Source organism: Pseudomonas sp. KCJK9000 (assembly GCF_046230725.1).
GTDB lineage: Bacteria > Pseudomonadota > Gammaproteobacteria > Pseudomonadales > Pseudomonadaceae > Aquipseudomonas > Aquipseudomonas promysalinigenes.
Window position 1 is genome coordinate 57,964 of sequence record NZ_JBJJLN010000018.1, and the last position, 18,501, is coordinate 76,464.

21 protein-coding genes are annotated in these 18,501 nt (G+C 62.1%); 13 read left to right on the top strand and 8 right to left on the bottom strand.

Annotated features, from left to right (window positions below):
* Window positions 1–49 precede the first annotated feature (49 nt).
* The 3 genes from ACK59H_RS10600 to rpmE form a co-directional block, all read right to left on the bottom strand.
* The gene (locus tag ACK59H_RS10600; protein WP_060479883.1) at window positions 50–1,318 is read right to left on the bottom strand and encodes a malic enzyme-like NAD(P)-binding protein; all 1,269 of its coding nucleotides are present in this window, start codon (window positions 1,316–1,318) and stop codon (window positions 50–52) included.
* Window positions 1,319–1,486: 168 nt separating this feature from the next.
* Entirely contained in the window at window positions 1,487–2,317 is an 831-nt protein-coding gene (locus ACK59H_RS10605) for a thermonuclease family protein (protein WP_060479882.1), read from the bottom strand.
* 2 nt (window positions 2,318–2,319) lie between these two features.
* Complete coding sequence (rpmE, locus tag ACK59H_RS10610) at window positions 2,320–2,535, bottom strand: 50S ribosomal protein L31 (protein ID WP_054884221.1); 216 nt, start codon at window positions 2,533–2,535, stop codon at window positions 2,320–2,322.
* 167 nt (window positions 2,536–2,702) lie between these two features.
* On the opposite strand from rpmE, the gene ACK59H_RS10615 reads away from it, so the two are divergent.
* From ACK59H_RS10615 to ACK59H_RS10625, 3 genes are all read left to right on the top strand, one after another.
* A complete protein-coding gene (locus ACK59H_RS10615) occupies window positions 2,703–4,922 on the top strand; it encodes a primosomal protein N' (RefSeq protein WP_060479881.1) in 2,220 nt (739 codons plus the stop codon).
* 108 nt (window positions 4,923–5,030) lie between these two features.
* Window positions 5,031–6,767 (top strand): arginine--tRNA ligase, encoded by a 1,737-nt coding sequence (gene argS, locus ACK59H_RS10620; protein ID WP_060479880.1) that lies wholly within the window; start codon window positions 5,031–5,033, stop codon window positions 6,765–6,767.
* Window position 6,768: 1 nt separating this feature from the next.
* Entirely contained in the window at window positions 6,769–7,470 is a 702-nt protein-coding gene (locus ACK59H_RS10625; protein ID WP_060479879.1) for an SPOR domain-containing protein, read from the top strand.
* Window positions 7,471–7,522: 52 nt separating this feature from the next.
* On the opposite strand, the gene ACK59H_RS10630 is transcribed toward ACK59H_RS10625, so the two are convergent.
* Complete coding sequence (locus ACK59H_RS10630) at window positions 7,523–7,942, bottom strand: TM2 domain-containing protein (RefSeq protein WP_060479878.1); 420 nt, start codon at window positions 7,940–7,942, stop codon at window positions 7,523–7,525.
* Between the two features lie 166 nt (window positions 7,943–8,108).
* Here ACK59H_RS10630 and ACK59H_RS10635 point away from each other — a divergent pair, with 166 nt between their 5' ends.
* Window positions 8,109–8,738: a C40 family peptidase gene (locus ACK59H_RS10635; protein ID WP_060479877.1), complete on the top strand. Its 630-nt coding sequence runs from the start codon at window positions 8,109–8,111 to the stop codon at window positions 8,736–8,738.
* Window positions 8,739–8,812: 74 nt separating this feature from the next.
* On the opposite strand, the gene ACK59H_RS10640 is transcribed toward ACK59H_RS10635, so the two are convergent.
* Window positions 8,813–9,811 (bottom strand): PilT/PilU family type 4a pilus ATPase, encoded by a 999-nt coding sequence (locus ACK59H_RS10640; protein ID WP_060479876.1) that lies wholly within the window; start codon window positions 9,809–9,811, stop codon window positions 8,813–8,815.
* A gap of 66 nt (window positions 9,812–9,877) precedes the next feature.
* Between ACK59H_RS10640 and ACK59H_RS10645 the strand changes: the two genes are divergently transcribed.
* From ACK59H_RS10645 to ACK59H_RS10685, 9 genes are all read left to right on the top strand, one after another.
* Window positions 9,878–10,564, top strand: coding sequence for a YggS family pyridoxal phosphate-dependent enzyme (locus ACK59H_RS10645; RefSeq protein WP_060479875.1), 687 nt, complete (start codon window positions 9,878–9,880; stop codon window positions 10,562–10,564).
* A 38-nt stretch (window positions 10,565–10,602) separates the two neighbouring features.
* Window positions 10,603–11,421 carry a pyrroline-5-carboxylate reductase gene (gene proC, locus ACK59H_RS10650; RefSeq protein ID WP_060479874.1) on the top strand — a complete coding sequence of 273 codons (819 nt, stop codon included), beginning with the start codon at window positions 10,603–10,605 and terminating at the stop codon, window positions 11,419–11,421.
* A 10-nt stretch (window positions 11,422–11,431) separates the two neighbouring features.
* Complete coding sequence (locus ACK59H_RS10655) at window positions 11,432–12,022, top strand: YggT family protein (protein ID WP_060479873.1); 591 nt, start codon at window positions 11,432–11,434, stop codon at window positions 12,020–12,022.
* A 98-nt stretch (window positions 12,023–12,120) separates the two neighbouring features.
* Window positions 12,121–13,260 carry a homoserine O-acetyltransferase gene (locus tag ACK59H_RS10660; RefSeq protein WP_060479872.1) on the top strand — a complete coding sequence of 380 codons (1,140 nt, stop codon included), beginning with the start codon at window positions 12,121–12,123 and terminating at the stop codon, window positions 13,258–13,260.
* A 7-nt stretch (window positions 13,261–13,267) separates the two neighbouring features.
* Window positions 13,268–13,888, top strand: a complete 621-nt coding sequence (metW, locus tag ACK59H_RS10665) for a methionine biosynthesis protein MetW (RefSeq protein WP_060479871.1) — start codon at window positions 13,268–13,270, stop codon at window positions 13,886–13,888.
* Between the two features lie 22 nt (window positions 13,889–13,910).
* A complete protein-coding gene (locus ACK59H_RS10670) occupies window positions 13,911–14,348 on the top strand; it encodes a DUF4426 domain-containing protein (protein ID WP_060479870.1) in 438 nt (145 codons plus the stop codon).
* Window positions 14,345–14,941 carry an RdgB/HAM1 family non-canonical purine NTP pyrophosphatase gene (rdgB, locus tag ACK59H_RS10675; RefSeq protein WP_261744332.1) on the top strand — a complete coding sequence of 199 codons (597 nt, stop codon included), beginning with the start codon at window positions 14,345–14,347 and terminating at the stop codon, window positions 14,939–14,941. The genes ACK59H_RS10670 and rdgB overlap by 4 nt, the downstream gene beginning before the upstream one ends.
* Window positions 14,938–16,113 (top strand): radical SAM family heme chaperone HemW, encoded by a 1,176-nt coding sequence (hemW, locus tag ACK59H_RS10680; RefSeq protein WP_060480083.1) that lies wholly within the window; start codon window positions 14,938–14,940, stop codon window positions 16,111–16,113. Before rdgB ends, hemW begins: the two co-directional genes overlap by 4 nt.
* Before the next feature lie 9 nt (window positions 16,114–16,122).
* Window positions 16,123–16,449: a DUF3392 family protein gene (locus tag ACK59H_RS10685; RefSeq protein WP_027920975.1), complete on the top strand. Its 327-nt coding sequence runs from the start codon at window positions 16,123–16,125 to the stop codon at window positions 16,447–16,449.
* A gap of 208 nt (window positions 16,450–16,657) precedes the next feature.
* Here ACK59H_RS10685 and trmB read toward each other — a convergent pair whose 3' ends face one another.
* Genes trmB through thiS form a run of 3 tightly spaced genes read right to left on the bottom strand, consistent with a single transcriptional unit; the run spans window position 16,658 to window position 18,456 of the window.
* Window positions 16,658–17,380 carry a tRNA (guanosine(46)-N7)-methyltransferase TrmB gene (trmB, locus tag ACK59H_RS10690; RefSeq protein ID WP_060480082.1) on the bottom strand — a complete coding sequence of 241 codons (723 nt, stop codon included), beginning with the start codon at window positions 17,378–17,380 and terminating at the stop codon, window positions 16,658–16,660.
* Window positions 17,381–17,389: 9 nt separating this feature from the next.
* Window positions 17,390–18,202 carry a thiazole synthase gene (locus ACK59H_RS10695; protein WP_060480081.1) on the bottom strand — a complete coding sequence of 271 codons (813 nt, stop codon included), beginning with the start codon at window positions 18,200–18,202 and terminating at the stop codon, window positions 17,390–17,392.
* Between the two features lie 53 nt (window positions 18,203–18,255).
* Complete coding sequence (thiS, locus tag ACK59H_RS10700) at window positions 18,256–18,456, bottom strand: sulfur carrier protein ThiS (RefSeq protein WP_060480087.1); 201 nt, start codon at window positions 18,454–18,456, stop codon at window positions 18,256–18,258.
* Between the last annotated feature and the right edge of the window lie 45 nt (window positions 18,457–18,501).

Below are 18,501 nucleotides of genomic sequence, written 5' to 3' on the forward strand. Positions count from 1 at the left end.
AGCCCCGACTCTCGCGAGTCGGGGCTTTTTAGTGCCGCAAGCGCTGCTATCAGCCGTTGAACACTTCATCCACGCTGTTGAGCGGGTAGTGCTTCGGATACGGCAGCGTTGCCACACCGGACTCGATGGCGGCTTTGGCCACAGCGTCGGAGACGACGGTGATCAGGCGCGCGTCCAGCGGTTTCGGGATGATGTACTCGCGGCCGAACTCCAGGCCTTCAACACCGTAGGCATCGCAGACTTCCTTAGGCACTGGCAACTTGGCCAGGTCTTTCAGGGCGATGGCGGCAGCGATCTTCATTTCTTCGTTGATGCGCTTGGCGCGAACGTCCAGGGCACCACGGAAGATGAATGGGAAGCCCAGTACGTTGTTGACCTGGTTCGGGTAGTCGGAGCGACCGGTCGCCATGATCACGTCGTTGCGAGTAGCGTGGGCCAGCTCTGGGGAGATTTCTGGGTCCGGGTTCGAGCAGGCGAACACGATCGGGTTGGCAGCCATCGACTTCAGGCCTTCTGGGCTCAGCAGGTTCGGGCCGGACAGGCCAACGAACACATCAGCGCCGTCCAGAGCATCGGCCAGCGTGCGCTTATCAGTGGCGTGGGCGAACTGGGCCTTGTACTGGTTCAGGTCGTCACGGCCAGCGTGAATCACGCCGCTGCGGTCGATCATGAAGATGTTTTCGACCTTGGCGCCCATGCTGACCAGCAGCTTCATGCAGGAGATGGCAGCCGCGCCGGCACCCAGGCAGACGATCTTGGCATCTTCGAGCTTCTTGCCGGCGATTTCCAGGGCGTTGATCATGCCGGCCGCGGTCACGATTGCGGTGCCGTGCTGGTCATCGTGGAACACTGGAATATCGCACTGCTCGATCAGGGTGCGTTCGATTTCGAAGCACTCAGGAGCCTTGATGTCTTCGAGGTTGATACCACCGAAGGTGATCGAGATACGCTTGACGGTGTCGATGAAAGCCTGCGGGCTTTCCGAGTCGACTTCGATGTCGAACACATCGATACCAGCGAAACGCTTGAACAGAACGCCCTTGCCTTCCATCACTGGCTTGGATGCCAGTGGGCCAAGGTCACCCAGACCCAGGATAGCGGTGCCATCGGAAATGACCGCGACCAGGTTGCCCTTGCCGGTGTACTTGTAAGCCAGCTCAGGATCACGGCCGATTTCACGCACAGGCTCTGCAACACCTGGGCTGTAGGCCAGGGCGAGATCACGGGCGGTGGCAGTGGGCTTGGAGAGCTCGACGCTCAGTTTTCCCGGACGGGGCTGAGCGTGGTATTCGAGAGCGGCAGTTTTCAGGTCTGACATGGTGGGCATTCCGCTATTTACTGTTCTGACGGGCCGCCGAGGATACGCAAAGAGCCGGGGAGTCACAAGACTGGTCAGTCACTTGTGTCAAGGCCTTTAGCCTACGACTTTAAGCTATCACACACGGGGCATGCGGCACTCAGTGTGTACAATTCAATAGCGAAATGTCTACATCTTTCGGCTTGATGTGCGCTCAAGCATACTGGGGTCTGTCAGAGGTAAAACCCAGCGCCGCTGCCCTGGCTTGAGCCCGCCCTGGCGGGATCGATCCTTCACCCAGCCCCGCACCTCGACCTGGCGCCCTTTGAGGTTATCGAAGAACCGCGCCGGGAAGGAGGGTTGCAGACGAGCGGGAATCTGCAACACCACACGCCTGTCCAGTTCCAGCCAGACGCCACCACGATTGCGTTCGATGTTTCCCACAGTGCCAGTCAGCACGGCGAAGCCCGATTGCTTTACACGTTCGGCCCTGAGCACGGGCGAGTTGCCCCACAGACCGGCCTGTTGGTTGCGCGCCACCTGCTCGGCCGCGCGCTGGCAGCCCACCAACCGCACATTGGGTGCGACCGCGACACGAAACCCAAGCCCTTCGCTGAGCAACTGTGCTTCCAGATTGTTGCCACTGCGGTCATAAACATGCGCCAGGGTGCGGCCATATTTGTCCTTGCCCTGCACGCCTGGCACCAGCCCCACGCGCCCGTCGCTGGCCTTGACCAGTGCTTGCAGGCGCTGCCTGGCGGCCTCGGCATAAGGCTCGCTGGGTTGTGCTTTGCGCCCGATCTCTGGGGCATTGATGCCGATCATGCGAACGCTGCGACCGTCGGTCAGGCGCAGGGTGTCGCCGTCGACCACTTGGCGCACCGCTACCCGCTGTGGCTGGTCAGGCACCGGGCAGAACGCCAGGGCTGGGAGGTGCCAGATTGCGCCCACAAAAAAAGCGCCCACAAGGGGCGCCTTTTTCAGCAACACTGCGAAGCCCGAAGGGTTCGCCATGCGCATGATTACTTCTTGGTACCGAACATACCGAAGCGATCGGCGAACTTCTGTACGCGGCCGCCGGTGTCCAGAACTTTCTGCTTACCGGTGTAGAACGGGTGGCACAGGTTGCAAACGTCGATCGCCAGGGTGTCGCCCAGGGTCGAACGAGTTTCGAACTTGTTACCGCAGCTGCAGGTGACTGCAACTACTTCGTAGTTCGGGTGGATACCTTCTTTCATGGTCACTTCCTCAAGCTGCGTGCCGCCACCCAACACCTATTGTTGAATACCGCACGTAATTAGGCGGCAAATAATACCAGAGCATCGCGCCAACGCAAGTTGTCGCTTGCACCGACCGTCGTCTGCTAGGCTCGCCAGTCTTCGAAACGCCCTGCGAGACCTCACGCGTGCCCGACGTCATTCTGCGCCTTGCCCTGCCCTCCCCGTTGCGCCGCCTGTTCGATTACAAGGCGCCTGCAAGCATGGCGCGCCAAGCACTGACCCCCGGCATGCGCGTTCGCGTGCCATTCGGGCGCCGCGAAATGATCGGTGTGCTGGTGGAGGTGTGTGCACAGAGCGAGGTGCCCGCCGACAAGCTAAAGCCCGCCAGTGCCTTGCTCGACTCGGTTTCGCCGATCCCGCCAGCGCTGTTCAAGCTGTGCCTATGGACCGCGCAGTACTACCAGCACAGCCTTGGCGACACCTTGAGCTGGGCCCTGCCTGCGCTGCTGCGCCAGGGCGAGCCCGCCGAGATGCGCCAGGAGCGCTTCTGGCACGTAGCACCCGACGCACGCCTGGAGGACCCACGCATCGCCCGCGCGCCACGTCAGCGCGATGCCCTCAAGACCCTCGCCCAGCACCCGCACGGCGTGGCGCACAGCCTGCTGAGCAAGCTGAACCTGAACAAGGACAGCCTCGACCTGCTGCTGGCCAAGGAACTGGTTCAACTGGAGGTACGCCGCCACCAGCCGGCGCCACGCCATGAACATTTGCTGGCGCAGCCGGAATTACCGCTGAACGACGAACAACGCGATGCGTTCGACGCCGTGCGGGAGGGTTTTGACGCGTTTGCTGCCTTCCTGCTGGCCGGCGTCACCGGCAGCGGCAAGACCGAGGTGTACCTGCAACTGATTCGCGAAACCTTGGAGGCCGGTAAGCAGGCCCTGGTACTGATCCCGGAAATCAACCTAGGGCCGCAAACCCTGGCGCGCTTCGAGCAGCGCTTCAACGCCCGCATCGCCTTGCTGCACTCGGCCGTGAATGATCGTGAGCGCCTCGACGCCTGGCTGGCCGCTCGCGACGGCGAGGCCGACATCATCATCGGTACGCGCTCGGCGCTGTTCACGCCGATGAAAAACCCAGGGCTGATCATCATCGATGAAGAACACGACGGCTCCTACAAACAGCAGGAAGGCCTGCGCTACCACGCCCGCGACCTGGCGCTGGTACGCGCCCAGCAAGAGAACATTCCGATCTTGCTCGGCTCCGCGACGCCGTCGCTGGAAACCTTGCACAACGCACTTACCGGCCGCTATCGCCTGCTGCGCATGAACCAGCGCGCCGGTGGTGCCCGCCCGCCGCGCATGTTGCGCCTGGATGTGAAGAGCCTGCCGTTGGACAGCGGTATCAGTGGCCCTTTGCAACAGGCCATTCGCCAGACCCTGGAGGCCGGTCAGCAGGTGCTGGTGTTCCTCAACCGCCGCGGCTTCGCCCCAACCTTGCTGTGCCATGACTGCGGCTGGCTGTCCGAATGCCCGCGCTGCGATGCACGCATGACCGTGCACCAGCGCTCTGGCGTGCTGCGTTGCCATCACTGCGGCTACGACGAGCGCCTGCCGCAGCAGTGCCCGCAGTGCAATCATGTCGACCTGCGCCCGGTTGGCGCCGGCACCGAACGCGCAGAAGAACGCTTGAAAGTGCTTTTTCCGGACTACCCGATTTTGCGCGTGGACCGCGACAGCACGGCCCGTAAGGACGCCATGCATACGCTTTTCACGACCATTCAGCGCGGCCAGCCGAGCATCCTCGTGGGCACCCAGATGCTAGCCAAAGGGCATCACTTCCCTCGGGTGACCTTGGTAGCCATCCTCGATGCCGATGGGGGCCTGTTCTCCGGCGACTTCCGCGCCAGCGAGCGCATGGCCCAACTGATCGTGCAGGTAGCGGGCAGGGCCGGGCGCGCCGAGGAACCGGGCAAGGTGGTCATCCAGACTCACTTGGCCGACCACCCACTGCTGGTGCAATTGACCGAACAAGGCTACTTCGCCTTCGCCGAACAGGCTTTGGACGAACGGCGCAATGCCGGGCTGCCGCCGTTCTCTCACCTGGCCCTGCTGCGCGCCGAAGCGCACAAGCCCGGCCAGGCCGAAGGCTTCCTCGACCAAGCCTGCGCCGCGGCCGAGCGCCTGGTGGCAGAACAGCAACTGCCAGGCATCGAGCTGCTTGGCCCGGTGCCTGCGCCCATGGAGCGGCGCGCCGGGCGCTTTAGGGCGCAACTGTTGGTTCAGGCCAATACTCGAGCCCCCTTGCATCGACTGATCAGTGCCTGGTTGCTAGTGTTGGAGCAGCTGCCGAGCGGGCGCCAGGTACGCTGGTCGCTGGACGTCGACCCGGTGGACCTTTATTGAGCATGTGCCCTAAAGGTTGGCAACCCGCGCCCAGCAACGGATAATGCCCAGTTTTTCCACCAGCGCATCCAGGCGCCCTACCGCGCTTGCGGTCGAAAAGAGATCCCAATGAAAGACACCATTCGCCAGCTGATCCAGCAAGCCCTCACCCAACTCGTCACCGACGGTGTGCTGCCTGAAGGGCTCTCGCCGGCGATTCAGGTGGAAAATGCCCGGGACAAGACCCACGGCGACTTCGCCAGCAACATCGCCATGATGCTGGCCAAGCCAGCTGGCATGAAGCCGCGCGAGCTGGCAGAAAAACTGATCGACGCATTGCCGGCCAGCGCCGACATCAGCAAGGTCGAGATCGCCGGCCCTGGCTTTCTGAACTTCTTCCAGAACACCGAGGCCCTTGCCCAGCGCCTGGACGCAGCGCTGGCCGATGCCCGCCTGGGTGCCCGCAAGGCAGGCCCTGCGCAGAAGGTAGTGGTCGACATGTCGGCGCCGAACCTGGCCAAGGAGATGCACGTTGGCCACCTGCGTTCGACCATCATTGGTGATAGCGTCGCCCGCGTGCTGGAGTTTCTTGGTGACCAAGTCGTTCGTCAGAACCACGTAGGCGACTGGGGCACCCAGTTCGGCATGCTGCTGGCCTACCTGGAAGAAAACCCGATCACCAGCGACGAACTGTCGGACCTGGAAAACTTCTACCGCGCCGCCAAGAAGCGCTTCGACGAGTCTGAGGCGTTCGCGACCCGCGCCCGCGGCCTGGTGGTCAAACTGCAGGCCGGCGACCCAGACTGCATGGCACTGTGGACCCGCTTCAAGGACATCTCGCTGTCGCACTGCCAGAAGACTTACGAGCTGCTCAACGTCAAGCTGACCATGGCCGACGTGATGGGCGAAAGCGCCTACAACGCCGACTTGGCCAACGTGGTCGCAGACCTCAAGGCCAAAGGGTTGCTGGTCGAAGACCAAGGCGCCCAGTGCGTATTCCTCGAAGAATTCAAGAACAGCGAAGGCGAGCCACTGCCGGTGATCGTACAGAAGGCCGATGGCGGATACCTGTACGCCACTACCGACCTGGCGGCCGTGCGCTACCGCAGCAACGTGCTCAAGGCCGACCGCGCCTTGTACTTCGTCGACCAGCGTCAGGCCCTGCACTTCAATCAGGTATTCGAAGTGGCCCGCCGTGCTGGCTTCGTCGGCCACCCAATGCAGATGGAGCACATGGGCTTCGGTACCATGAACGGCGCCGATGGCCGCCCGTTCAAAACCCGCGATGGCGGGACCGTGAAGCTGATCGACCTGCTCAACGAAGCCAAAGATCGCGCCTACGCGCTGGTCAAGGAAAAGAACCCGAGCCTGGGCGAAGATGAACTGCGCCGCATCGGTGAGGTGGTTGGCATCGGCGCGGTGAAATACGCCGACCTGTCCAAGCATCGCACCAGCGACTACAGCTTCAACTTCGAACTGATGCTCAACTTCGAAGGCAACACAGCGCCGTATCTGCTTTATGCCTACACCCGCGTGGCTGGCGTGTTCCGCAAGCTGGGCAAAGGCTTTGACCAAGTCGATGGCCACATCGTGCTGCAAGCCGCCCACGAGCAGGACCTGGCGGCACGCTTGGCGCAGTTCGGTGAGGTGCTCAACAGCGTGGCCGAGAAAGGCACCCCGCACGTGCTGTGCAGCTACCTCTACGACCTGGCTGGCCTGTTCTCGAGCTTTTACGAGAACTGCCCGATTCTCGCCGCCGACACCCCAGAGCAGCAGCAGAGCCGCCTGCGCCTGGCTGCACTGACTGGCCGCACCCTCAAACAAGGTCTGGAACTGCTCGGCCTGGAAACCCTGGAGCGCATGTAAGTTGGCTGCCAAGAAAAAACCAGCACCCAAACGCGGGGCCAGCCGCCAGACCGCACCAGCCAAGCAGCCGATTCCGGGCTGGGTATGGTTGGCCGTAGGCCTGACGGTCGGTGCATTCATCGTCTTTCTCATGAAGCTCGAACCGGGTGGCGGCGATATCAAGCGCACCAAGCCCGAGCAGCAGAAGCCCGAGAAAGTGGCCGAGGCCGGCAAGTCAACCACGGCGACCTCTGCACAGCAGCCAGTCAAGCCCAAGTACGACTTCTACACGCTGCTGCCCGAATCCGAGGTCATCGTGCCGCCGGAGGCTGTGCCCGAAAAAACCCCGCCAGTCCCTGCCCAGCCCGTCACTCCAGTGACACCGGCGGAGGCTGCGAAAATCGATACCGCACGCGCTCAGGCCGCCTTGCTGGGGCAAACCCCGCCCCCGGCACCTCCGGTGATCAAGCCCGCCGCTACCACGCAGTACTTCATGCAGGCGGGTTCTTTCCGCAAGCAGGCCGACGCCGACAAAGTGCGTGCGCAGATCATCCTGCTGGGCCTGGCGGTCAAGGTCGAGTCGGGTACCGTGAAGGATGAAACCTGGTACCGGGTGCTGGTCGGGCCGTTCAGCAACCGCGAACAGCTGACCGGGGCACAAAAGCAGTTGTCGGGGGCAGGCTTCAACAACCTGCTACTGCAGCAGCGACAGACCCGCCAGTAATGAAAAAGGCCTTGCCGTACAACGCGACAAGGCCTTTTTTACGCGCAGGCGTTTAGCGATTGCGGGCGTTGGCTTCGGAAATCTGGCCGTTGAGGGTCCAGAAATCGTAGAGCACCCCAACGAGGAACAGGCCGCCGGTAAAGAAGTAGATGATCGCCGTGATCCACTTGCCCTGGTAAAGACGGTGTACGCCGAAAATGCCGAGGAAGGTCAGCAGTATCCAGGCGATGTTGTAGTCGATACGGCCCGATTGGAAACGCATGTCCGCCTCACGGTCCATCGACGGGATCAGGAACAGGTCGATCAGCCAGCCGATGCCGAGCAGGCCCAGCGTGAAGAACCAGATCGTCCCGGTAATGGGCTTGCCGTAGTAGAAACGGTGAGACCCGGTAAAGCCGAAAATCCACAACAGGTAGCCAATGACCTTGCTGTGGGTGTCGTGATACGGCACGCCCTGTTGATAACTGTTCATTCATAGCCCTCCTGGGTTATCCGAAAATTTTCTAAAAAAAGTTGTGACTTTTTCGCCGCAGGGCGACGTACGGCAACATGACAATCGACCAACGGCCCAGAAAGGAGCCAAAAAGCTGTTATAAAGTTGCCCGCCAAACACATAATCACTCATAAGAGCTTCATCTATGCCGCCTTTATTCAAGACATGGCTGACCCTCTGCCTATTATTGCCCCTGGCCGCCCACGCCACCAACCGTGAGCAACGTCTTCCCAATGGCTTCACCGGTTACACCAGCAATGCAACGGTGAAACACGCGCCCACCAAGCAAACCTCGCTGCGCGCACGCTCGGCCTCTTCGAGCAAAAGTCATCACCTGCCTGCTGTAGCAGCCATGTCGCCCAAACAGAGCAGCAACGTACTGAGCCGTGCAGTCAATGTGCTAGGTACTCCTTATGTTTGGGGCGGCAGCAACCCGAAAAAAGGCTTCGACTGCAGCGGGTTGGTAAAGTACGCGTTCAATGATGTGGCAGACGTCGACCTGCCGCGCACCTCCAATGCCATGGCTCAAGGCCACGGCGTGAAAGTCGCCAAAAGCGACCTCAAGCCCGGCGACCTGATTTTCTTCAACATCAAAAGCCGCCGTGTGAACCACGTTGCCATCTACCTGGGTAACGATCGCTTCATCCACGCGCCTCGCAGGGGCAAGCGGGTGAGCATCGACAGCTTGAGCAAGCCGTACTGGCAGCAGCACTATGTGGTGGCCAAACGTGTACTGCCAAAAGAACAGCAAGCACTGAGCCTGGCCAAACGCTGATCTGATCAGCGCGAGTGAACCGCTCCCACGAGCCCTGTAGGAGCAGGTTCACCCGCTGTACGTCAGCACAGCCGCTACGGGTCACTAATCAACCCCCGCTCCCTCAGCCCCCGAATCGCTCCCTCCATCGTCCGCATGCCCTCCGCCGCCCCGGCCTGCATCACCGAACATAACTGCGCCATGCGCCCCTCGCGCACCAGATTGCGCACAGCAGGTGTCGCCGCCAGCACCTCACGCGCCGCGACACGGCCACCACCCGCCCGCTTGACCAGCGCTTGCGCCACCACCAAGCGTAATGACTCTGCCAGCATGGCCCTAACCAGTGGCTTTTCCGGCGCCTCGAAAACCTCGACCAACCGATCGATGCTGCCTGCAGCAGACCGCGTATGCACCGTGGCCAGCACCAGATGGCCGGTCTCTGCGGCACGCAACGCCAAGCGGATGGTTTCCAGATCGCGCAGCTCGCCAATCATGATCACATCGGGGTCCTGACGTAGCGCACTGCGCAAGCCTTGCGCGAAGTCGCGGCAGTGCCGGCCTACTTCACGCTGGTTGATCAGGCTGCATTTGCTGGTGTGGATAACTTCGATGGGGTCTTCAAGGGTGATGATGTGCAGCGCCCGTTCCCGGTTCAGCCGGTCGACCAAGGCCGCCAGGGTGCTTGACTTGCCGCTGCCGGTCGGGCCGCCTACCAGCACAAGCCCATCCGAATATCGCGCAACAGCTTGATACACTTCCTCGAGGTCGAGCTCATCCACGCAGGCTATGCGCTGAGCAATCAGCCTGATGGTGGCGGCCAGACCATTGAACTGCCGAAACAGATTGAGACGAAATCGCCCCAGGCCAGGTAACTGCAAGGCCAGGTCCAGCTCATCGCCATGCTGCCATTGCCGGCACTGGCTCTGATCGAGCAAGGGCGTTATCGCATCGCCCAACGCGGCTGCCGTAACCTCTGGCAGCGGCATGCGCCGTAAGTCCCCATCCACGCGCAGCATCGGTACCTCGCCCGTTGCCAGGTGCAGGTCGCTAGCCCTTGCATCCATGGCCCGGGCCAACAGGTCGGTCACATCCATGAGACTCCCCAATAGCCATCAAGCAGGTAGAATGCCGAAGATCTTCAGAGCAGACGGCATCGATCCATGTCCACCATAGCAGACAACCTTCGCGCCCTTGCCGCCCGAATCCACGACGCAACCCAGGCCGCCGGGCGTGAGCCGGGCAGCGTGCAGCTGCTGGCGGTCAGCAAAACCAAACCCGCCGCTGCCATCCGCGAAATCCACGCCGCCGGTGTGCGCGACGTGGGTGAAAACTACCTGCAAGAGGCACTGGCCAAGCAAGCGGAACTGCGCGACCTGCCCTTGATCTGGCACTTCATCGGCCCCATTCAGTCGAACAAGACCAAAGCCATTGCCGAACATTTCGACTGGGTACACTCCGTGGACCGCTTGAAGATCGCCCAACGCCTGTCCGAGCAGCGCCCTGCGGGCCTGGCGCCGCTGAACATCTGCCTGCAGGTGAACGTCAGCGGCGAAGACAGCAAGTCCGGTTGCGCCCCTGCCGACCTGCCAGCGCTGGCCAAGGCGGTGGCGGCATTGCCGAATCTGCGCCTGCGGGGGCTGATGGCGATACCTGAGCCCAGCGAAGATCGCACCATCCAGGAGGCGGCCTTTGCCAGCCTGCGCCAGCTCCAACAAGGCCTGGACCTTGGCCTCGATACCCTGTCGATGGGCATGAGCCACGATCTGGAGGCTGCCATCGCACAGGGAGCGACCTGGGTACGTATCGGTACCGCCCTGTTCGGCGCCCGCCAGTACGGCCCCGCCTGATTCCATGCTTTACTCACTCTTTCCTTCAAGGACCTGACATGAGCAAGACACGTATCGCCTTTATCGGCGCCGGCAACATGGCCGCCAGCCTGATCGGTGGCCTGCGTGCCCAAGGCCTGGACGCGGCGCAGATCCGTGCCAGCGACCCGGGCGCCGACACCCGCACCCGCATCCAGGCCGAACACGGTATCGAGGCGTTCGAAGACAACGCCCAGGCTGTCGAGGGCGCCGACGTCATCGTGCTGGCGGTCAAACCGCAGGTCATGAAAGATGTGTGCGCGGCGCTCAACCCAAACCTCAAAGCGGGGCAACTGATTGTCTCCATCGCCGCCGGCATCACCTGCGCCAGCCTGCAGGCATGGCTTGGCGATGTTGCGCTGGTGCGTTGCATGCCCAACACGCCGGCCCTACTGCGCCAAGGCGTCAGCGGCCTTTATGCCACCGCCCAGGTATCCGCCGAACAACGTCAGCAGGCCGAACAGCTGCTGTCGGCGGTCGGTGCCGCCCTGTGGCTCGAGCAGGAGCAGCAACTGGACGCGGTCACTGCGGTATCCGGCAGCGGCCCGGCCTACTTTTTCCTGCTGATCGAGGCGATGACCGCTGCCGGCGAAAAATTGGGGCTACCTCGCGAAATCGCCTCTGAGCTGACCCTGCAAACCGCCTTGGGCGCCGCCCACATGGCGGTCGCCAGCGATGTCGATGCCGCTGAACTGCGCCGTCGTGTCACCTCGCCAGCCGGCACCACCGAAGCGGCCATCAAGTCCTTCCAGGGCAATGGCTTCGAGGCCATCGTCGAGCAGGCGTTGCAAGCGGCGTCAAAACGGTCTGCAGAGCTGGCCGAACAACTGGGCAAATAAGGAGCTGTCGATGAATGCACTGTCCGGCGCCGCGATCTTCGTGGTGCAAACCCTGGTCAGCCTGTATCTGGTGATCGTGCTGCTGCGCTTCGTGCTGCAGCTGGTGAAGGCCAACTTCTACAACCCCTTGAGCCAGTTCGCCGTGCGCGCAACCCAGCCGCTGCTCAAGCCGATCCGTCGAATAATTCCGAGCATCGCTGGCCTGGACACTTCCTCGCTGCTGCTGGCGATCGTGATTCAGGCGCTGTTGATGGGCTTCGTGTTGATGGTCACCTACGGCACCTTCGGCGACATCCTGCACCTGCTGATGTGGGCCATCATCGGGGTCACCTCGCTGTTCCTGAAAATCTTCTGGGTGGCGATGATCGTCATGGTGATCGTCTCGTGGGTTGCCCCTAACAGCCACAACCCCGCTGCCGAGCTTGCATGGCAGATCAGCGAGCCGGTGCTGGCGCCCTTCCGCCGCATCGTGCCCAACCTGGGCGGCATGGACATATCGCCGATCTTCGCCTTCCTGGCGATCCAGGTGATCCAGTCGTTCGTCATGCCTCCGCTGGCGGCCTACGCAGGCATGCCACAAGAACTGTGGCGCATGATCTAAGCGCCTGGCCCTGCTGTTGCCTCCAGAGGCAAGCCTTCGCTTGCCGCTGGGGGTAGCGCTCTTTAGACTTACGCCTCCGTCAAGCGTGAGCAGGGTCGATGTCCACTGTCCTTCCCGAAGATTCCGTCGGTCTGGTTACACCTCAGATTGCCAGGTTCGATGAACCGCTGGCCCTGGCCTGCGGCCGTTCGCTGAACAGCTATGAACTGGTCTACGAGACCTACGGCACACTGAACCCCAGCGCGAGCAATGCCGTGCTGATCTGCCATGCACTGTCCGGCCACCACCACGCTGCTGGCTACCACGCCACCACCGACCGCAAGCCAGGCTGGTGGGATAGCTGCATCGGCCCTGGCAAGCCGATCGATACCAATCGCTTCTTCGTGGTCAGCCTGAACAACTTGGGCGGCTGCAACGGCAGCACCGGCCCAAGCAGCACCAACCCGGCTACCGGCAAGCCCTACGGCGCCGAATTTCCGGTGCTGACGGTGCAAGACTGGGTACACAGCCAGGCACGGCTGGCCGACCGCCTGGGCATCGGCCAGTGGGCTGCCATCGTCGGCGGCAGCCTCGGCGGCATGCAGGCGCTGCAATGGACCATCACCTACCCCGAGCGTGTGCGCCATTGTGTAGACATCGCCTCGGCGCCCAAGCTGTCGGCGCAGAACATCGCGTTCAACGAGGTCGCACGCCAGGCCATCCTCACCGACCCTGAGTTTCACGGCGGCTCGTTCCAGGATCAAGGTGTGATTCCGAAACGTGGCCTGATGTTGGCACGTATGGTCGGCCACATCACTTACCTATCCGATGACTCGATGGGTGAGAAGTTTGGCCGTGAACTGAAAAGCGACAAACTCAACTACGACTTTCACAGCGTCGAATTCCAGGTCGAAAGCTACTTGCGCTATCAGGGCGAGGAGTTTTCCGGCCGTTTCGACGCCAATACTTACCTGTTGATGACCAAGGCTCTGGACTATTTCGACCCGGCCGCTGCCCAAGGCGGCGACCTGGCGGCCACCCTGAGCCACGTCAAAGCCGATTACTGCATCATCTCGTTCACCACCGACTGGCGCTTCTCGCCGGCCCGCTCGCGAGAGATCGTCGATGCCTTGATGGCCGCACGCAAGAACGTCTGCTACCTGGAGATCGATTCACCTTATGGGCACGATGCCTTCCTGATCCCCACGCCTCGCTACATGCAGGGTTTCGCGAACTACATGAACCGCATCGTCATCTGAGGACAGCATGAGAGCCGACCTGGAAATCATCCACGAGTGGATTCCCGCCGGCAGCCGGGTACTGGACCTGGGCTGCGGCAGTGGCGAGCTTCTGGCCTCGTTGCGTGACCGCAAGCAGGTCACCGGCTATGGCCTGGAGATCGATGCCGACAATATCGCCGCTTGCGTGGCAAAAGGTGTCAACGTCATCGAGCAGGACCTGGACAAAGGCCTGGGCAACTTCGCCAGCAACAGCTTCGACGTTGTGGTCATGACCCAGGCCCTGCAGGCTGTGGAGTATCCTGACCGCATCCTCGACGAAATGCTGCGAGTGGGCCGCCAGTGCATCATCACCTTCCCCAACTTCGGTCATTGGCGCTGCCGTTGGTATCTGGCCACCAAGGGCCGCATGCCAGTGTCGGACTTCATGCCCTACACCTGGTACAACACACCGAACATCCACTTCTGCACGTTCGCCGACTTCGAACAGCTGTGTCACGAACGCCGGGCCAAGGTGCTGGACCGCCTAGCCGTCGACCATTTGCATCGCAACGGGTGGGCTGGCCGGCTTTGGCCTAATCTTCTGGGTGAAATCGGCATCTACCGTGTCAGCAGCCCGGGCTTGCGGGAGCACCACCTGGCGGTCTGACGCTTTCCGGAGGAATCGCACCATGCGTCGTCGCCTAGCCCTGTTACTGATCAGCCTGTGCCTGGCTCTGCCAGCACTGGCGTCCGAAGCTGCTCGCCCCGAGCGCAAGGAAGTCTTCGGCGACGTTACGGTGCACTACAGCGCTTTCACCTCAAGCATGCTGCAACCGGACATTGCCGCTGCCGCCGGGCTGAACCGCAGCAAGAATCAGGGCGTGCTCAACATTGCCGTGCTCAAGGGCAACAAGCCTTCTACGGCGGTGGTCAGCGGCACTGTCAAAGACCTGACCGGCCGCACCAGCGCGCTGTCATTCAAGCAGATGACCGAACACGGCGCGGTGTATTACATCGCTCAGTTCAAAATCGAGCAGGCCCAGACCCTGACCTTCGACATCACGGTCGAAACCGGCGGGGTCAGCCATTCACTTAGTTTCAACCAGGAAGTCTTCCCAGGCGAATGATGAATCTCCAGCAACTCGTACTGGCCAGCCATAACGCTGGCAAACTCAAGGAACTTCAGGCCATGCTCGGCCAGTCGGTGAAGCTGCGTTCGATTGGCGAGTTCAGCCAGGTCGAACCCGAAGAAACCGGCCTGTCGTTCGTGGAAAACGCCATCCTCAAGGCGCGTAACGCCGCGCGGATTTCCGGCTTGCCGGCGCTGGCCGACGACTCAGGCCTAGCGGTGGACTTTCTTGGCGGTGCGCCAGGCATCTACTCGGCGCGCTACGCGGACGGCAAGGGTGATGCGGCCAACAACGCCAAGCTGCTCGATGCGTTGAAGGATGTGCCACAAGACCAGCGCGGCGCACAGTTCGTCTGCGTGCTGGCGCTGGTACGCCACGCCGACGATCCGCTGCCGATTCTTTGCGAAGGCCTGTGGCACGGCAGCATCCTGTTCGAGGCCAGCGGGGAGCATGGTTTCGGCTACGATCCGCTGTTCTGGGTGCCTGAGCGCCAGTGCTCCAGCGCTGACCTCGCACCTGTGGATAAAAACCAGCTCAGCCATCGCGCCCGCGCCATGGCCCTGCTGCGCCAACGTCTGGGCCTGGCATGATCGCAGCGCAGTCCCAACGCTGCGTGGCAGCAATGACCAGCCTGCCGCCGCTGGCGCTGTACATCCACATTCCGTGGTGTGTACGCAAATGCCCGTATTGCGATTTCAACTCCCATGCCGCGGGGCCTGAGCTACCAGAAGAGGCATACGTCGACGCGCTGTTGACCGACCTCGATCTGGAGCTGGCTGCCGTCCAGGGGAGGCCCCTGTCGTCGATCTTCTTCGGGGGCGGTACGCCTAGCCTGTTCAGTGCCAATGCCCTGGGGCGCCTGCTGCGCGGGGTCGAGCAGCGCATCCCGTTCGCATCGGACATCGAGATCACCCTGGAGGCCAACCCGGGGACTTTTGAGCAAGAGAAATTCGAGGCCTATCGGCAAACGGGCATCAACCGCCTGTCGATCGGGGTGCAGAGCTTTCAGCCTGCCAAGCTTCAGGCGCTAGGGCGCATCCACAATGGTGACGAAGCGGTTCGCGCTGCCGGCATGGCGCGCGCTGCTGGCTTCGACAACTTCAACATGGACCTGATGCACGGCCTGCCCGAGCAATCGCTTGACGATGCCTTGGGCGACCTGCAGCAGGCCATCGACCTCGGCCCTACCCATCTGTCGTGGTACCAGCTGACCGTCGAGCCAAATACGGTGTTCTGGAACCAGCCACCGGAACTGCCAGAGGACGATATCCTCTGGGACATCCAGGAGGCGGGCCAGGCGCTGATGGCAGCCAACGGCTTCAAGCAGTACGAAGTATCGGCCTATGCTCAGGCTGACCGGGCCGCCCAGCACAATCTCAACTACTGGCGCTTTGGCGACTTCATTGGCATCGGTGCCGGCGCCCACGGCAAGCTGACATTTGCCGACGGCCGCATCCTGCGTACCTGGAAGACCCGCCTGCCAAAGGATTACCTGAATCTGGCCAAGCCATTCAAGGCCGGCGAAAAGCTGTTGCCCGTTGAGGAGCTACCGTTCGAGTTCCTGATGAATGCGCTGCGCCTGACCGATGGCGTGGAGGCCGAGCTGTTCACCCAGCGCACCGGGCTGCCCCTGGCGCAGCTGGCCGAAGCACGACGTGCTGCCGAACAAAAGGGTCTTTTGCAAGTCGAACCGAATCGGCTGGTAGCCACACCGCGAGGCCAGCTGTTCCTCAATGACCTGCTGCAGTATTTCTTGACCTAAGGATGACCCATGGATCTGGTACTCGATCTGCTCGCTACGGTTTCTCGCTGGAGCCGCAGCAATCTGTCTGAGATTTCCCTTGCCTTGGTAGGCTGCCTGCTGGTGTTGTTCGGCACCGATATCAAAGGTTGGGTAGACCAGCGCCTGGGTGCCCTGGCGGGTGCGCTGCGCGTGCCGGTGATGGCGGCACTGGTGATGATCGGCAGTGGTGCGGCGCTGATCTATGCTACCCCCTGGGTGGTGAAGGGGTTGGGGCAATTCAACAACTATGCGCTGGCACCGGTGTTGCTGGTGGTGCTGGTGCTGATTGGCGTGGTGGCTGATCGCCGGGGATGATGCGCCACCAGCGTGTCAGCCTGGGCCGGCCTCTTCGCGGCTGAAGCCGCTGCCACTGGTTGAGCATCACCTCAAAGCATGCGCGCTACGGGAGCGGGCTCACCGCGAACACGGGCCAAAGCCCGTGATCACTACCTCATTAGATTTTTGGTGGGCAAACCCGCACACACGGCAGTGCTGCGGCGTATCGAAGGGCTTGATACGCCGGTCAGTCCACCTTCTCGAACTTCAGATCCCAGACCCCATGGCCCAGCCGTTCGCCACGACGCTCGAACTTGGTGATCGGGCGCTCCTGCGGGCGCGGCACGTAAGTACCGTCGTCAGCCTGGTTGCGATACCCCACAGCGGCGCTCATCACTTCGAGCATGTACTCAGCGTAAGGCTCCCAGTCGGTGGCCATGTGGAACACGCCGCCGGGCTTGAGCTTGCGACGTACCAACTCGGCAAACTCCAGTTGCACGATACGGCGCTTGTGGTGACGCGCCTTGTGCCACGGGTCTGGGAAGAACAGCATCAGACGGTCTAGGCTGTTGTCGGCTACGCAGCGATTGAGTACTTCAATCGCATCGCAGTCGTACACCCGCAGGTTCGTCAGGCCCTGAGTCAGCACGCCGTTGAGCAGCGCGCCGACACCCGGACGGTGCACTTCGACACCGATGAAATCCTGCTCCGGCGCAGCAGCGGCCATTTCCAGCAGGGAGTGCCCCATGCCGAAGCCAATCTCCAAGGTACGCGGCGCCGAACGGCCGAATACCTGGTCGTAGTCCACCGGGCTGTCGGCCAGCGGTAGGATGAACTGCGGGCCGCCCTGGTCGAGGCCACGTTGCTGGCCTTCGGTCATGCGCCCGGCACGCATCACGAAACTCTTGATGCGGCGGTGTGGGCGCTGGTCGCCGTCGGCGGAGATCGGCGTATCTTGCGAGTCAGTCATCAGGGGCTCTTACTTGATCAGACCATCCAGCGGCGAAGATGCGCTGGCATAAAGTTTTTTCGGCATGCGGCCGGCCAGATAGGCCATACGACCGGCGAGGATGGCGTGCTTCATCGCCTCGGCCATCATCACCGGCTGCTGTGCGTGAGCAATGGCCGAGTTCATCAGTACGGCCTCACAGCCCATTTCCATAGCGATGGTGGCGTCGGAGGCCGTGCCTACGCCAGCGTCGACCAGCACGGGCACCTTGGACTCCTCGAGGATGATCTGCAGGTTGTACGGGTTGCAGATACCCAAGCCAGTACCAATCAGGCCAGCCAGTGGCATCACCGCGATGCAGCCAGCTTCTGCCAACTGACGGGCAATGATCGGATCGTCGCTGGTGTACACCATGACGTCGAAGCCGTCCTTGACCAGCACTTCTGCGGCCTTGAGGGTTTCGATCACGTTGGGGAACAGGGTTTTCTGGTCGGCCAGGACCTCCAGTTTCACCAGGGTGCGCGACTCGTGGGACTTGTGCCCATCGAGCAGCTCGCGAGCCAGGCGGCAGGTACGCACTGCCTCGACCGCGTCGAAACAACCGGCGGTATTGGGCAGGATGGTGTACTTGTCAGGCGACAGCACGTCGAGCAGGTTCGGCTCGCCTGCATTCTGGCCCAGGTTGGTCCGGCGTACGGCCACGGTGACGATCTCGGCACCCGAAGCCTCGGTTGCCAGGCGGGTTTCTTCCATGTCACGGTACTTGCCGGTGCCCACCAGCAGGCGCGACTGGAAAGTGCGCCCGGCCAGGATGAAAGGCTTGTCGCTGCGAACGTTGCTCATCGATGTTCCTCTGGAAAGGGTTGCAGGCTATCGGGTGAATTGCCGGAGAGTGCTCAGCCGCCACCGATGGCGTGGACCACTTCGACCTGGTCGCCCTCATTGAGCGGCGTGCTGTCGTGCTGGCTGCGCGGCACGATATCCAGGTTGAGTTCCACCGCCACCCGGCGCCCGGTCAGTTCCAGGCGAGCAAGCAGCGCCGCAACGCTCTCGCCAGCGGGCAGTTCGTAAGGTTCACCGTTCAGTTGAATGCGCATGCGCACGGCCACCATTGTACTTTGGGGCCCGCATTCTAGCGCCGA